The sequence below is a fragment of the Streptomyces sp. NPDC093111 genome (assembly GCF_040683955.1).
Classification (GTDB): Bacteria; Actinomycetota; Actinomycetes; order Streptomycetales; family Streptomycetaceae; genus Streptomyces.
Genome location: NZ_JBFBNW010000002.1, coordinates 202,209 through 216,510, shown reverse-complemented (window position 1 = coordinate 216,510; position 14,302 = coordinate 202,209). Strand labels below are relative to the sequence as shown.

The window sequence follows — 14,302 nt, the reverse complement described above, 5'->3', positions numbered from 1 at the left end:
AACGCCCGTGTGTGGAATCGTCGGTTACATCGGCAAGCGTGACGTCGCCCCGCTGCTGCTCGAAGGACTCCAGCGCCTGGAGTACCGCGGTTACGACTCCGCCGGCATCGTCATCACCAGCCCGAAGGCCGCCGGCCTGAAGATGGTGAAGGCCAAGGGCCGGGTCCGTGACCTGGAGGCCCGCGTCCCCAAGCGCTTCACCGGCACCACCGGCATCGCCCACACCCGCTGGGCCACCCACGGCGCGCCGAGCGACATCAACTCGCACCCGCACCTGGACCCCGAGAACAAGGTCGCCGTCGTCCACAACGGCATCGTCGACAACGCCCAGGAGCTCCGCGCCAAGCTGGAGGCCGACGGCGTCGTCTTCGCCTCGGAGACGGACACCGAGGTCATCACCCACCTCATCGCCCGCTCCCAGGCCGACACGCTTGAGGAGAAGGTCCGCGAGGCGCTCAAGCACATCGAGGGCACCTACGGCATCGCCGTGATGCACGCCGAGTTCAACGACCGCATCGTGGTGGCCCGCAACGGCTCCCCGGTCGTCCTCGGCATCGGCGAGAAGGAGATGTTCGTCGCCTCCGACGTCGCCGCCCTGATCGCCCACACCCGCCAGGTCGTCACCCTCGACGACGGCGAGATGGCCACCCTCAAGGCCGACGACTTCCGCACGTACACGACGACGGGCGCGTCCACCACCGCCACCCCGGAGACCGTGGAGTGGGAGGCCGCCTCGTACGACATGGGCGGCCACGACACGTACATGCACAAGGAGATCTCCGAGCAGCCCGACGCGGTCGACCGCGTGCTGCGCGGCCGGATCGACGACCGCTTCTCCACCGTGCACCTCGGCGGCCTCAACCTGGACGCCCGCGAGGCCCGCTCCATCCGCCGGATCAAGATCCTCGGCTGCGGCACCTCGTACCACGCCGGCCTGATCGGCGCGGGCCTCATCGAGTCGATGGCCCGCATCCCCGCCGACGCCGAGCCGGCCTCCGAGTTCCGCTACCGCAACCCGGTCGTGGACCCCGACACCCTGTACATCGCCGTCTCCCAGTCCGGTGAGACCTATGACGTGCTGGCCGCCGTCCAGGAGCTCAAGCGCAAGGGCGCCCGCGTCCTCGGCGTCGTCAACGTGGTCGGCTCCGCCATCGCCCGCGAGGCCGACGGCGGCGTGTACGTGCACGCCGGCCCCGAGGTCTGCGTCGTCTCCACCAAGTGCTTCACCAACACGGTGGTCGCCTTCGCGCTGCTCGCCCTGCACCTCGGCCGGATCCGCGACCTGTCCGTCACCGACGGCAAGCGGATCATCGAGGGCCTGCGCAGGCTGCCCGGCCAGATCGAGGAGATCCTCAAGACCGAGGACGAGATCAAGAAGCTGGCCAAGGTGTACGCCGGCGCCCAGTCGATGATGTTCATCGGCCGCGTCCGGGGCTACCCGGTCGCCCTGGAGGCCTCCCTCAAGCTGAAGGAGATCTCCTACATCCACGCCGAGGCGTACCCCGCCTCCGAGCTGAAGCACGGCCCGCTCGCCCTCATCGAGCCGGCCCTGCCGACGGTCGCCATCGTCCCCGACGACGACCTCCTGGAGAAGAACCGCGCCGCCCTGGAGGAGATCAAGGCCCGCAGCGGCCGCATCCTCGCGGTCGCGCACCAGGTCCAGGAGAAGGCCGACCACACCATCGTCGTGCCGAAGAACGAGGACGAGCTCGACCCCATCCTGATGGGCATCCCGCTCCAGCTCCTCGCCTACCACACGGCGCTCGCCATGGGCCGCGACATCGACAAGCCGCGCAACCTGGCCAAGTCCGTCACGGTCGAGTAGCGGCGCCCCGGGCCTGTCACCCGGAGCCCCGCACCTCGTGGGCCTGTCCCCCGCGAGGCTCGGCCGGACACCACAGCGGTCCCCGTGCATCCCAGGTGCACGGGGACCGCTGCTTTCGTACGTCCTGTTCGCGTACGTCGTGCCGGGTGCTCAGCTCGCGGCGGCCGCCCCGCGGCCCGCGCGGGCCACCGAGGTCGGCCAGCCCGCGACCGCGGCCGTGGCGCCGTACCAGGCGGCGAGTCCGGCGACCGCGGCCACCCAGCCGCCCGCCTTGCCGAGGCCCGCGTTGTCGGCGAGGGCGCCGATGCCGAGGAGCAGCAGGGCGACGAACAGGAGCCCGTACACGCCCTGCCCGAAGAGTCCGCTGCCGCCGGCGGCGAGGGTCAGGGTGAGCGCGAGCAGCGCCCACAGCAGGAGGAAGAGCCCGGCGGCCTCGGACGAGCCGTCGCCGCCGACACCGGTGCCCCAGGTGAACCAGAAGGCGCCGAGCGCCGCGTACGCCGTGCCCGTACCGCTGTCGCCGGCGCGCAGGGCGAGCAGGCCGACGAGGAACAGGGCGACGCCGCCGACGAAGGTGGCGAGACCGGCGGCGTCGGCGGGGCCGACGTGGTCGATCACGCCGGTGGAGCCGATGCCGAAGGCGAGCAGGGTCAGTCCGAGGGCGAGGTTTCCGAGCGTGGAGGTGGTGTTTCCCGCGGCGGCTTCATTGGACACGGCGGGCTCCCTTCGAGTGCGCAGTTGTACTGCTTGGGCCACTTTGTTCCGGTGACCTTTATCTACCCTTCACAAGCGCACAATTCACCTGAGGAAGGCCGAAATATTGGCCGGATCAAGGGAGTTGAGGGAGCGACAGGTGGTACGGGACGCCTACGGAATCACGATGACCGGGCGCTGGGCCCGGCGCGCGAGCCGCCCCGCGACCGAGCCGAAGATCCGCCCGACGATGCCGTGCGTCGAGCCGACCACGATCGCGTCGGCCGAATACTCCCGGCCGACCTCCTCCAGCTCGTGGCAGATGTCCCCGCCGCGCTCGACCAGGATCCAGGGCACCTCGGAGAGGTGCTCGGCGCAGGCCAGCTCCAGGCCGAGGACCTCGGTGCGATGGTCCGGCACGTCGACGAAGACCGGCGGTTCGCAGCCGGCCCACACGGTGGTGGGCAGCCGGTTGGCCACGTGCACGATGATCAGGCCCGACGCCGAGCGGCGCGCCATGCCGATCGCGTAGGCGAGGGCGCGCTCACTGGACGTGGAGCCGTCGAAGCCGACGACGACGCCGTGCCGGAAGGCCGGATCGCAGGCGTGACGTGGCTGTTCCACCGCGAGGGGGTCGACCGTGGAGTCGGCGACGCGCTTGCGGTCCGCGGGTTCGGGGAATTCGTGACCGGCCATCGGTGTCTCGGCGAAGAGAGTCCTCTTGGGAGGGACGGAAGGGGAGAGCGGAACAACGGTTGGCGGCGGAGCTGTGTCCGGGAATCATCTTCCCAAGCCCATACCCCCAAGGGTACGGCGGCACTCCTCCTGTGCACAGGGGTGCCACCGGGCGCCCGCAGGCGTTCCAGGGAGCATGCACGAGCCCCGCGCCGTAGCGCAATGCCGCTTGTGCCCTACAGGCGTCGGCACGGGGGCCAAACGGACGCCCCCCGCAGTGACCGGAACGTTCCGTTCCTCGTTCCCACAGGTCACGCCACCGTCGCAGGGAGTCCGCCCGTGCCCGCACCCTCAGCCGCCCTCACCGACACCCCCGCCGACACCCCTGCCGACACCCCCGCCGAGCCCCCCTCCCGGGCCGCCCGGACCCCCGCCCCGCGCGGGCCCCGGCGGGCGCCGGAGGAGCTGGGCACCTCGGGGCCGGACGCGGCGAGCGACGTGATGCGCTGGGCGGTCTTCTGCTGCGCCCTCGTCCCGGTCGTGCTGGTGGTCTACGGGAGCTCGCTCGGCGGCGCCGCCGGCGCGGCCCTGGGGCTCGCCGCCGTGACGGCGGCCTGCCGGGTGCTGCTCCGACGCTCGGAAAATGGGTTGCGCGCCGAGCGCGTGAGCCCGCGTACTGACCCTGGACACCCTCGGAGTTGACAGGGTCGTACGGCGATTCCCATATGTTTTCGGCCAAGTTCCGAGTACCGGTGAATCTCTGGCCGAAGACCGCTCAACCCGCGTAGTGCTTGGCTGCACCGCTCTGGACTGGGTCGACCGATCGAATGCTTCACGCCAAGTGCCCATGTCGACAATCCACCGGGCGGAGAACTTGTCACCCCGGCGCCACGGGACGCAGTAGATTCGATCATGGGTACCGAAGACTGGGGTCTCGTGCAAAACCGAGGGGAAACGTGGCACAGCGACACGACCAGGGAGACGCCAACACCGAGGGGGGCTTAGCGTCATGAGCCAGGACCACTCCGTCGCACCGGAGGCGGTACGGAAGCTGTCCGGGCGCCGCCGTCGCGAAGTCGTCGCGGTACTGCTGTTCAGCGGTGGGCCCATCTTCGAGAGCTCCATCCCGCTCTCCGTGTTCGGCATCGACCGCCAGGACGCGGGGGTGCCACGCTACCGGCTCCTCGTGTGCGCCGGCGAGGACGGCCCCCTGCGGACCACAGGGGGACTCGAACTCACCGCGCCGTACGGCCTGGAGGCCATCAGCCGCGCCGGCACCGTCGTCGTGCCGGCCTGGCGCTCGATCACCTCGCCGCCGCCCCCGGAAGCGCTCGAAGCGCTCCGCCGGGCGCACGAGGAGGGCGCGCGCATCGTCGGCCTGTGCACGGGGGCGTTCGTCCTCGCCGCGGCCGGCCTGCTCGACGGCCGCCCGGCGACCACGCACTGGATGTACGCGCCGACGCTCGCCAAGCGCTACCCGTCGGTCCACGTGGACCCGCGGGAGCTCTTCGTCGACGACGGGGACGTGCTGACCTCCGCGGGCACGGCGGCCGGCATCGACCTCTGCCTGCACATCGTGCGGACCGACCACGGCACGGAGGCCGCGGGCGCCCTGGCGCGCCGGCTGGTCGTCCCGCCGCGGCGCAGCGGCGGTCAGGAGCGCTACCTCGACAGGTCTTTACCCGAGGAGATCGGCGCCGACCCGCTGGCCGAGGTCGTCGCCTGGGCGCTGGAGCACCTCCACGAGCAGTTCGACGTGGAGACCCTGGCGGCCCGCGCGTACATGTCACGGCGGACCTTCGACCGCCGGTTCCGCTCGCTGACGGGCTCCGCCCCGCTGCAGTGGCTGATCACCCAGCGGGTGCTCCAGGCACAGCGGCTCCTGGAGACCTCCGACTACTCCGTCGACGAGGTCGCGGGCCGCTGCGGCTTCCGCTCCCCGGTGGCGCTGCGCGGCCACTTCCGGCGCCAGCTCGGCTCCTCGCCGGCCGCCTACCGGGCCGCGTACCGGGCCAGGCGTCCGCAGGGCGACGGCGGGACCTCGGTCCTCGACCCGGTCGTGCCGGCGCAGGTCGCCGCCGGACAGCGGCGCCCGGTGAGCCCGCTGGAGCCGGGCAAGCTGCCGACGGACGCCTTCGCCCACGGCCGCCCGGCCCTGCCGGGTCAGCGCACCGCGCCGTAGGCCACCCCGTACCGCGCCGCCACAAGCCGCGCACCGAGAAACCGACGGGCCCCCGGGACACCTCCCCGGGGGCCCGTCGGGCATGCCCCGGCCGCCCCCCGGGCATCCCCCTGATCCCCAGGACACCCCCTAAGGTAGGACGCATGAACGATCGCATGGTGTGGATCGACTGCGAGATGACCGGGCTCTCGCTGACGGACGACGCACTCATCGAGGTGGCCGCACTGGTCACCGACTCGGAACTGAACGTGCTCGGCGAAGGTGTGGACATCGTGATCCGCCCGCCGGACGCCGCCCTGGAGACGATGCCGGACATCGTGCGCGAGATGCACACGTCCTCCGGCCTCCTCGACGCGCTCGCCGGGGGCACCACCCTCGCCGACGCCGAGGCCCAGGTGCTCGCCTACATCCGCGAGCACGTGAAGGAGCCCGGCAAGGCTCCGCTGTGCGGGAACTCGGTCTCCACCGACCGCGGCTTCCTCGCCCGCGACATGCCGGCCCTGGAGAAGCACCTCCACTACCGGATCGTCGACGTCTCCTCGGTGAAGGAGCTGGCGCGCCGCTGGTACCCGAGGGCGTACTTCAACAGCCCGGAGAAGAACGGCAACCACCGGGCGCTCGCGGACATCCGCGAGTCCATCGCCGAGCTGCGCTACTACCGCGAGGCGGTCTTCGTCCCGCAGCCCGGCCCGGACTCGGAGACCGCGAAGCAGATCGCGGCCAAGCACGTCGTCCCCGCGGAATGAGCCCCGCTCGCGCCCCTCGAACAATGCGGGCGCGAGCACCCTCAAACACCCTGTAGACTTCTTCTCGGCCGGTCGGGGAAACCTTCGGGAAAACCGCCGGTCATGGTGGGTATAGCTCAGCTGGTAGAGCACCTGGTTGTGGTCCAGGATGTCGCGGGTTCGAGTCCCGTTACTCACCCTGATGGCGAAGGCCCCGGTTCGAAAGAACCGGGGCCTTCGGCGTTCCCGGCCTTCCTGGCGCTCCCGGCGTTCCCGCCCCCTCACTCCCCTCGCGGCCGCGCGGGCGCCCTTCTCGGCGTACGACGCCCGGCCGGAAGTCGATCACTCTTTCGGGCGAGGCGACGAGCTCCCGCGCCACCCCCACTGTTAGCTTCCCCTTATGTCCGATATCTTCGCATTTCTTCACCCGCGGGCGAGGTGAGGCCGGATGGGAGTCCTCCGTGACCATCCCGAACTGGCCCTCTTCCTCTGCCTCGCCCTCGGCTACCTCGTCGGCAAGCTACGCGTCGGACCCATCACCCTCGGCGGCATCTGCGGCACGCTGATCGTCTCGCTGCTGATCGGCGCCTGGGCGAAGGTCACCATCTCCGACGACGTGAAGACGATCTTCTTCGCGCTCTTCATCTTCTCGCTCGGGTACATGGCCGGACCGCAGTTCTTCGCCAACCTCAACAAGAGGAGCCTGCGCTACTTCGCCCTCTGCGCCATCGAGGTCGTGAGCGTCGTCGGCATCGCCCTCGGCCTGGCCAAGGCCTTCGACCTGGACGTCGGCACCGCCGCCGGCATCCTGGCCGGCGCCGCCACCGAATCGGCCGTCGTCGGCACGGCCACCGAGTCCATCGCCAAGCTGAGCAACCTGACGCAGGCACAGATCACCGAGTACCAGGGGCACGTGGCCACCGCGTACACGGTCTGCTACCTCTTCGGCCTCATCACCATCGTGATCTACACCAGCCAGATCATGCCGATGCTGCTGCGGATCAACCTGCGCGACGCCTCCCGCGAACTGTGGCAGAAGATGCGCGGCGGCTCGGGCGGCCTGGAGGCCGACGAGCGCGAGGCGCTGCCCGGCATGGTCGGGCGCACCTTCCTGGTCACCCACGCCGACGGCACCCTCATCTCGCAGCTGGAGCGGTCGAACGGCAGCCGGGTCACGGTGGAGGCGGTGAAGCGGGGCAGCACGGTCCTGACCCCTCCCCCGCCCGACTTCGAGCTGACCCTGTCCGACCTGGTGCTCATGGTCGGCCGCCGGTCCAACATCATCGACGCCGGGCGGCACGTCGGCCCCGAGACCCCGGCCATCCCGGGCCTGGACACCCCGCTCGCCACCACCCAGGTCTCCCTCACCGACAAGGCGGCGGTCGGCAAGTCCCTCGACACGCTCACCAAGGAGCACCCGGAGATCGCCGGCGGCGGGGTCTACGTGACCGACGTCCTGCGCAACGAGCAGCACCTGCCCGCCACTCCGGAGACCATCGTGCACCGCGGTGACGTCCTCACCCTGGTGGGCTCCCGCTCGGGCCTGGGGAAGCTGGCCTCGAAGGTCGGCGCGGTCGTCAAGAACGACGCCACCGACTTCATCTACCTGGGCTTCGGCATCGTCGTCGGCTCGCTCATCGGCCAGATCGTGGTCCGCTTCGGCGACGTCCCCATGTCGCTGGGCACCGGCGGCGGCTGCCTGATCTCCGGGCTGCTCTTCGGCTGGTTCCGCTCCCGCAAGCAGACCTTCGGCGCCTTCCCCCCGCAGGCCGCCACCACCATCAAGGACCTCGGCCTGGCGGTCTTCATCGCCTGCACCGGCCTGGTCTCGGGCCCGCAGGCCGGGCCGCTGCTCAAGGAGTACGGGGCGCTGCTGCCGTTCGCGGGCATCGCCATGGTGCTGATTCCGGCGACGCTCTCGCTGATCGTCGGACGCAAGCTGCTGAACATCGAGAAGCCGCTGCTCATCGGCGCCATCGCGGGCCAGCAGTGCTCGACCCCGGCGATCACCTCGATCACCCAGGTGGCCCAGAGCTCGGTGCCGATGCTCGGCTACACGATCACGTACACGCTCTCGAACTTCCTGCTCCCCCTGACCGGCCCGCTGCTCGTCGGCGTTCTCGGCGCGTGAGAGGACACACGGTGACACCTCGCCCGGCGGGAGGACGCACCTCCCGATGATCGACTTCCTCAACCGGAACATCTTCCAGCCCCACCCCGAGCTGCTCGTCTTCATCACCGTGGCGCTCGGCTTCCTCTTCGGCAAACTGCGCTACAAGGCCATCGCGCTCGGCGCGGTGACGGGCTGTCTGGTGGCGGGACTGCTGCTCGGCGCCCAGTTCAAGATCACCATCGACGGCACGGTGAAGAACCTCTTCTTCACGATGTTCCTCTTCGCCCTCGGCTACAAGGTCGGCCCCCAGTTCTTCCGGGGTCTGAAGAAGGACGGCATGCCGCAGGTGCTCAACGCGGTCGTCGTCTGCGTCACCGGCCTGCTGGTCTCCTGGGGCTTCGCCGTCATGCTCGGCTACGGCCCCGGCCTCTCGGCCGGTCTGCTCGGCGGCGCGCTGACGCAGTCCGCCGTGATCGGTGTCGCCCAGGACGCCATCGGCAACCTGCCGGGCCTGTCCGCCGCCCAGATGAAGAACGAGGAGAACCTGGTCGCGATCGGCTACGCGGTCACCTACCCGCTCGGCACGATCCTCTGCGCCATGCTCCTCGCCAACTTCCTGCCCAAGCTCTACAAGCGGGACCTGGCCGCCGAGTCGGCCCAGCTCGCCAAGGAGCTGGACGCCCCCGGCGACAACCCCGACCTGGCCGAGGGCTACTACGAGGTCGTCCTGCGCGCGTACGAGATGGACCACTCCCCGCTGGTCGGGCGGACCATCGACGACTTCGAACAGCAGCAGAAGGAGCTCGGGCACCGGATCTACATCACCCGGGTCCGCCGCGAGGGACAGATCCTCGAACACGACCAGCAGACCGTGCTGCGCTCGGGCGACGTGGTCGCCGTCAGCGCCCTGCGCGGCTCCCTCATCGACTTCGACGCCCGCACCCACATCGGCCCCGAGACGGACGACGTGGAGCTGCTCGGCTACCAGACCGAGAGCCTGCACGTGGTGGCCTCGGACAAGGCGCAGCTGGGCAAGACGGTCGCGGAGCTGCGGCGCGAGCCGTTCATGGTCGGCGTCTACATCGACAAGATCTACCGCTCCGGGGCGGAGTTCCCGTACCGGCTGGGCACACAGCTGGAGCGCGGCGACACCGTGGTCCTGACCGGTCCGAAGCGGCTGGTCGACCCGGCGGGCAAGGCGATCGGCAAGCCCGTCCCGACCTCCTTCGCGACCGACATGCTCTGGGTCGGCCTCGGCATCTTCCTCGGCGGCTGCATCGGCATCCCGGCCCTGACCGTGTCGGGCGTCCCGATCTCGCTGTCGACGTCCGGCGGCGCGCTGATCATGGGTCTGGTCTTCGGCTGGATCCGCGGCAAGTACCCGACGTACGGCAACGTGCCGCCCGGCGCCCAGTGGTTCATGGACACCCTCGGCCTGTGCCTGTTCGTCGCCGTCGTCGGCATCAACGCCGGCCCCAGCTTCACCAGCGGCCTCTCGACGGCCGGCTGGGGGCTGCTCATCTGGGGCGCGGTGGCCACCCTGATCCCGCTGATCGTGGGCTTCCTGGTCGGCCACTACGTCCAGAAGATCCGCTTCCCGATCCTCATGGGCGTCCTGGCCGGCGGCCAGACCACCACGGCCGCGATCGGCGCGATCAACGAACAGTCCAAGTCGCAGATCCCCACGCTCGGTTACACGATCCCCTACGCGGTGGGCAACGTGCTGCTCACCATCTGGGGCGCCGTGATCGTCATCCTCAACCACTGACCCCACCGACCCCACTGACCCCGTCCCGGAAGGAAGCGCCGTGCCCAAGACCACGTTCACCCGCGAGGAGATCAAGTCCTTCGGGCAGCTCTCGCCGTTCGAGCTGAAGGACAAGTTCATCACCATCGCGAAGGCCGCCCAGGCGGACAAGCCGGGCCAGAAGGGCAAGTCCCAGGTCCAGATGCTCAACGCGGGCCGCGGCAACCCGAACTGGACGGCGACCAGCCCGCGCGAGGCGTTCTACGCGCTCGGCTACTTCTCGCTCGCCGAGTCGCGCCGGGTGTGGACCGCCGACGACCTGGGCGGCATGCCCGAACTCACCGGGTCCGGCACCCGCTTCGACACCTTCGTGCGCCAGCACCCGGACCTGCCGGGGATCGAGCTGCTCCAGAAGAGCGTGGAGTACGCGGTCGAGCGCTTCGGCTTCGACAAGGACGCGTTCGTCCACGAGCTCACCGACAGCTCGATCGGCGACAACTACCCCGTGCCGGACCGGATCCTCGCCCACACGGAGCAGGTGGTCCGCGGCTACGTCGAGGACGAGCTGTTCGGCGGGAAGCCGCCGAAGGGGAACGTCTCGTACTTCGCGACCGAGGGCGGCACGGCCGCCATGTGCTACGTCTTCGACTCCCTGATGAAGAACGGGATCCTGAAGAAAGGCGACCGGATCGCCCTCATGGTGCCGGTCTTCACCCCGTACATCGAGATCCCCGAGCTCGACACGTACGAGTTCGACGTCGTCAACGTCGAGGCGTCGAACTTCGCGGAGACGGGCGTGCGCGAATGGCGCTACCCGGAGGAGGAGGTCGCCAAGCTGGCGGACCCCTCGATCAAGATGCTCTGCCTGGTCAACCCCTCCAACCCGCCGTCGCTGGCGCTCAGTCAGCGGGTCGCGAACCAGATCAAGGACATCGTCGCGACGAAGAACCCGAACCTGGTGATCGTCACCGACGACGTCTACGGCACCTTCGTGCCGGGCTTCCGCTCGATCGCCGCCGACCTCCCGCAGAACACGCTGCTCGTCTACTCGTACTCCAAGCACTACGGGGCGACGGGCTGGCGGCTCGGGGTGATCGGCCTCAACGACGACAACGTCATCGACAAGATGATCGCGAAGCTGCCGGCCGCGGAGAAGGACCGCCTGAACAAGCGGTACGGGACGCTGACCCTGGAGCCGGAGAAGATCCGCTTCATCGACCGCCTGGTCGCCGACTCCCGCCAGGTCGCCCTCAACCACACCGCCGGGCTCTCGCTGCCGCAGCAGGTCATGATGACCCTCTTCTCGCTCTTCGACATGCTGGAGGAGGGCCAGGCGTACAAGGAGCGGCTGCGGTCGATCGTCAACCAGCGGCTCGACCTGCTCCTCGAAGGCGCCCAGATGAAGATCGCCGACGATCCGAAGCGCGCGGCGTACTACATCGAGCTCGACCTCCTCGCCGAGGCCGAGCGGGTCCACGGCAAGGACTTCGCCGACTTCCTGGAGAAGAACTACGAGCCCGTCGACCCGCTGTTCCGGCTCGCCGAGCAGACCAGCGTCGTCCTCCTCAACGGCGGCGGCTTCGACGGGCCGGAGTGGTCGGTGCGGGTGTCGCTGGCGAACCTGGACGACCTCGACTACCTGAAGATCGGCCACCACCTGCGGGGCATCTTCAACGACTACGCGGAGGAGTGGAAGACCTCGCGGGCGGGGTAGGGGGCGGGAAGCGGGGCGGTCGTTCGGAGGGCGGTTGTCCGCGGGGCGGCTGCCCGGGGGCCGGTTGTCCACAGGGCGGTTGTCCACAGGGTGAAGATGGTTCTGTAGCGGGCGTTAGGGAATCTGATACGGTGAGGTCGTCGCTGATTCCATAGCGTTCGCTACAAATATGCGGGCCCCGACCCGGCCCGCGCGGCTCACCCACGGGGGACTTCCATGACCACGCACGCGCTGCTCCTGGCCCACGGATCCGGCAGCGGCATCGACTCCCACTTCGGCCCGATCCGCGCCGCCCTGGCCTCCGGCGGACGCCGGGTCGTCGGCTTCGACCTGCCCGGCACCGGCGACGCGCCGCGCGCCACCGCCCCGCTCGACCTGGACGCGCTCGCCGACGGCCTGGTGGCGGAGGCGGACGCGGCGGGCGTCGAGCGCTTCGCCGTCGCCGGGTATTCGCTGGGCACGACCCTCGCCGTGCGCGCCGCCACGCGCCACCCGGAGCGGGTGACCGGACTGGTGCTCACCGCCCCCTTCGCCCGGGCCGACCACACGCTGCGCCAGGCCTCCTACCTGTGGCGGGACCTCGCCGAGAGCGGTCAGCACGAGCTGGTGGCCCGTCTGCTGGTGCCGCTCGTGTTCAGCCCGGCCATGCTCGACCCGATGAGCCCCGAGGTGGTCGAGGGCATCGTGCGGCTCACCGCCGACTCCATCCCGGCGGGCACACCGGACCACGCCGACCTGGTGACCCGGGCGGACGTGCGCGGGGACCTGCCCCGGGTGGGCGTGCCGACCCTCGTCATATCCACCACCCAGGACCGCCTCGTCTCCCCCGCCCTGCACCGCGCGGTCGCCGCCGGCGTCCCCGGCGCCCGCCTGGTCGAACTGGCCACGGGCCACGCACCGTTCGCGGAGAACCCGGCGGCGTGGGGGAAGCTGACGGTGGAGTTCCTGGAGGCGCTGGAGGGCTGATTTTTCGACGTCCCCCGGGAAGGGGGGCGCGCCCCGGCCGGTGGTGGGGGTGGGAACCGGCCGGAGCGCGCGGTGTGGGGGGTGTGGGGGGACTCTGGAGCTCGGGGGACTCGGAGGTTCGGGAGCCGGGGAGGTCGGGGCTACTTGTACGCGCCGAGGGCCTTCGTGAAGGCGAAGGGCTGCTGGAGGATCGAGGAACAGGTGGGGTCGGCGTAGCCGACGGCGCCGGACGCGCACTGCTTGTCGCGGGTCGCGGACCACATCGACAGCCGGCCGATGCCCTTGGACTTCGCGAAGTCCACCAGCTGGGTGGCGTCGTCGACCCGGAACACCTCGGAAGCGACGTCGTTGACGCCGATCATCGGGGTGACGGCGACGGCCTTCCAGGCGGCCGCGTCCGACAGGCCGAGGACGCCCTTGATCTGGGCCTGGGTGGCGGTGGCCGCCGAGACCGCGTACTGGCCCATGTCGCCGCTGTAGGCCGGGCCGTAGTCCATCGCCATGATGTTGACGGCGTCGACGCGGACCCCGTTGCGCTTGGCGTCGGCCAGCAGGTCCACGCCGGGCTGGGTGAGGCCCTCGGGCATGACGGGCAGCGTGAAGGAGACGTTCAGGCCCGGGTGGGACTTCTGGAGCTGGGCGATCGCCTGCGAGCGGCGGGTGTTGGCGGCGGTGTCGGGGAGGGCCGCGCCCTCGATGTCGAAGTCGACCTTGGTGAGCTTGTACTGGTCGACGACCTTGCCGTAGGCGGCGGCCAGCGCGGTGGACGAGGAGCAGTTCAGGGCGAGTTCGTGGCCGGCCGCGCCGCCGAAGGAGACCCGGACGTCGCCGCCCTTGGCCCGCAGGGCGCCGATCTGGGCGGCGACCTTGTCGGAGGCCAGGTCGGTGACCCCGCCCCACAGCGGCGCGCAGGCGCCGCCCGAGGTGACGAAGGCGAGATTGAACTCCTTGACGCCGGTCTGGGCGACGGTGGAGAGCAGGTCGTACGAGGGGTAGAGGGAGGTGTCGACGTAGGGGGCGAACCGGGCGGCGCCCGGGCCGCCGGGGGTGGTGGCCGTCGCGGTGGGCGTCGGGGTGACGGTCGCCGGCGCCGTGGGGGTGGCGCTCTGAGTGGGCGTGGCGGTCCTGGTGGGGGTCGCCGTGGCCGTGGGGGCGGCGGTGGCGGTGGGCTGCTCGGTGGGGCGGCCGCTCGGGGTGGGGGTGGCTCCTCCGGCGGAGCAGGCGGCCTTGTTGATGAGGCAGCCGACCGGGTCGCCGGCCGTGCCGGCGGCGGAGGTGACGAAGCCGACGGTGACGGACCCGCCGGGGGCGAGCTGCCGGTTCCAGCTCGCGGGCTTCACGGTGACGTGGCGGCCGGAGACGGTGTGCTCGCCGTTCCAGAGGGAGCCGATGACGGTCCCGGCGGGCAGGTCGAACTCCAGGGTCCAGTCGGACTGCGGGGCGGCGGTCTCGTTGGTGATGACGTACTGGCCGGTGTAGCCGCCGGTCCAGGCGCTGGTCCTGGTGTAGGCGGCGCCGACGGCGGCGGCCTGGGCGGTTCCCGTGAGCGCGAAGGCGGCACCGCCGATCACCGCGGCGGCGACGACCACGCCGACGGCCCGGGTCCTGCCGCTCGTCCTGCGCCGGTGCGAACTGGTGCCCATCGCGTGCCTGCCTCTGTGT

At 70.6% G+C, this 14,302-nt stretch carries 11 protein-coding genes and 1 tRNA gene; 9 read left to right on the top strand and 3 right to left on the bottom strand.

Translation table 11 applies throughout. The annotated features are described in order from the left end of the window. The first annotated feature begins 7 nt into the window (after positions 1–7). Positions 8–1,825 carry a glutamine--fructose-6-phosphate transaminase (isomerizing) gene (glmS, locus tag AB0Q96_RS03480; RefSeq protein WP_365321345.1) on the top strand — a complete coding sequence of 606 codons (1,818 nt, stop codon included), beginning with the start codon at positions 8–10 and terminating at the stop codon, positions 1,823–1,825. Positions 1,826–1,975: 150 nt separating this feature from the next. Here glmS and AB0Q96_RS03475 read toward each other — a convergent pair whose 3' ends face one another. Together AB0Q96_RS03475 and AB0Q96_RS03470 are read right to left on the bottom strand one after the other, a co-directional pair. Beyond that, the gene (locus tag AB0Q96_RS03475; RefSeq protein ID WP_365321344.1) at positions 1,976–2,539 is read right to left on the bottom strand and encodes a GPR1/FUN34/YaaH family transporter; all 564 of its coding nucleotides are present in this window, start codon (positions 2,537–2,539) and stop codon (positions 1,976–1,978) included. Positions 2,540–2,692: 153 nt separating this feature from the next. Then, positions 2,693–3,214 (bottom strand): universal stress protein, encoded by a 522-nt coding sequence (locus AB0Q96_RS03470; RefSeq protein ID WP_329420805.1) that lies wholly within the window; start codon positions 3,212–3,214, stop codon positions 2,693–2,695. Between the two features lie 480 nt (positions 3,215–3,694). On the opposite strand from AB0Q96_RS03470, the gene AB0Q96_RS03465 reads away from it, so the two are divergent. From AB0Q96_RS03465 to AB0Q96_RS03430, 8 genes are all read left to right on the top strand, one after another. Further along, positions 3,695–3,895 (top strand): hypothetical protein, encoded by a 201-nt coding sequence (locus tag AB0Q96_RS03465; RefSeq protein ID WP_365321672.1) that lies wholly within the window; start codon positions 3,695–3,697, stop codon positions 3,893–3,895. Positions 3,896–4,202: 307 nt separating this feature from the next. Then, positions 4,203–5,375: a helix-turn-helix domain-containing protein gene (locus tag AB0Q96_RS03460; RefSeq protein WP_365321343.1), complete on the top strand. Its 1,173-nt coding sequence runs from the start codon at positions 4,203–4,205 to the stop codon at positions 5,373–5,375. Between the two features lie 143 nt (positions 5,376–5,518). Beyond that, entirely contained in the window at positions 5,519–6,121 is a 603-nt protein-coding gene (gene orn, locus AB0Q96_RS03455) for an oligoribonuclease (RefSeq protein WP_365321342.1), read from the top strand. 105 nt (positions 6,122–6,226) lie between these two features. Beyond that, a tRNA-His gene (locus tag AB0Q96_RS03450) sits at positions 6,227–6,299 on the top strand. A 249-nt stretch (positions 6,300–6,548) separates the two neighbouring features. Beyond that, complete coding sequence (aspT, locus tag AB0Q96_RS03445; RefSeq protein WP_365321341.1) at positions 6,549–8,231, top strand: aspartate-alanine antiporter; 1,683 nt, start codon at positions 6,549–6,551, stop codon at positions 8,229–8,231. A 46-nt stretch (positions 8,232–8,277) separates the two neighbouring features. After that, positions 8,278–9,981, top strand: coding sequence for an aspartate-alanine antiporter (aspT, locus tag AB0Q96_RS03440; RefSeq protein WP_365321340.1), 1,704 nt, complete (start codon positions 8,278–8,280; stop codon positions 9,979–9,981). Positions 9,982–10,021: 40 nt separating this feature from the next. After that, the gene (locus AB0Q96_RS03435) at positions 10,022–11,674 is read left to right on the top strand and encodes a bifunctional aspartate transaminase/aspartate 4-decarboxylase (RefSeq protein ID WP_365321339.1); all 1,653 of its coding nucleotides are present in this window, start codon (positions 10,022–10,024) and stop codon (positions 11,672–11,674) included. Between the two features lie 216 nt (positions 11,675–11,890). Beyond that, the gene (locus tag AB0Q96_RS03430) at positions 11,891–12,640 is read left to right on the top strand and encodes an alpha/beta fold hydrolase (RefSeq protein ID WP_365321338.1); all 750 of its coding nucleotides are present in this window, start codon (positions 11,891–11,893) and stop codon (positions 12,638–12,640) included. Positions 12,641–12,780: 140 nt separating this feature from the next. On the opposite strand, the gene AB0Q96_RS03425 is transcribed toward AB0Q96_RS03430, so the two are convergent. After that, a complete protein-coding gene (locus tag AB0Q96_RS03425) occupies positions 12,781–14,283 on the bottom strand; it encodes a cellulose binding domain-containing protein (protein ID WP_365321337.1) in 1,503 nt (500 codons plus the stop codon). Positions 14,284–14,302: the final 19 nt, after the last annotated feature.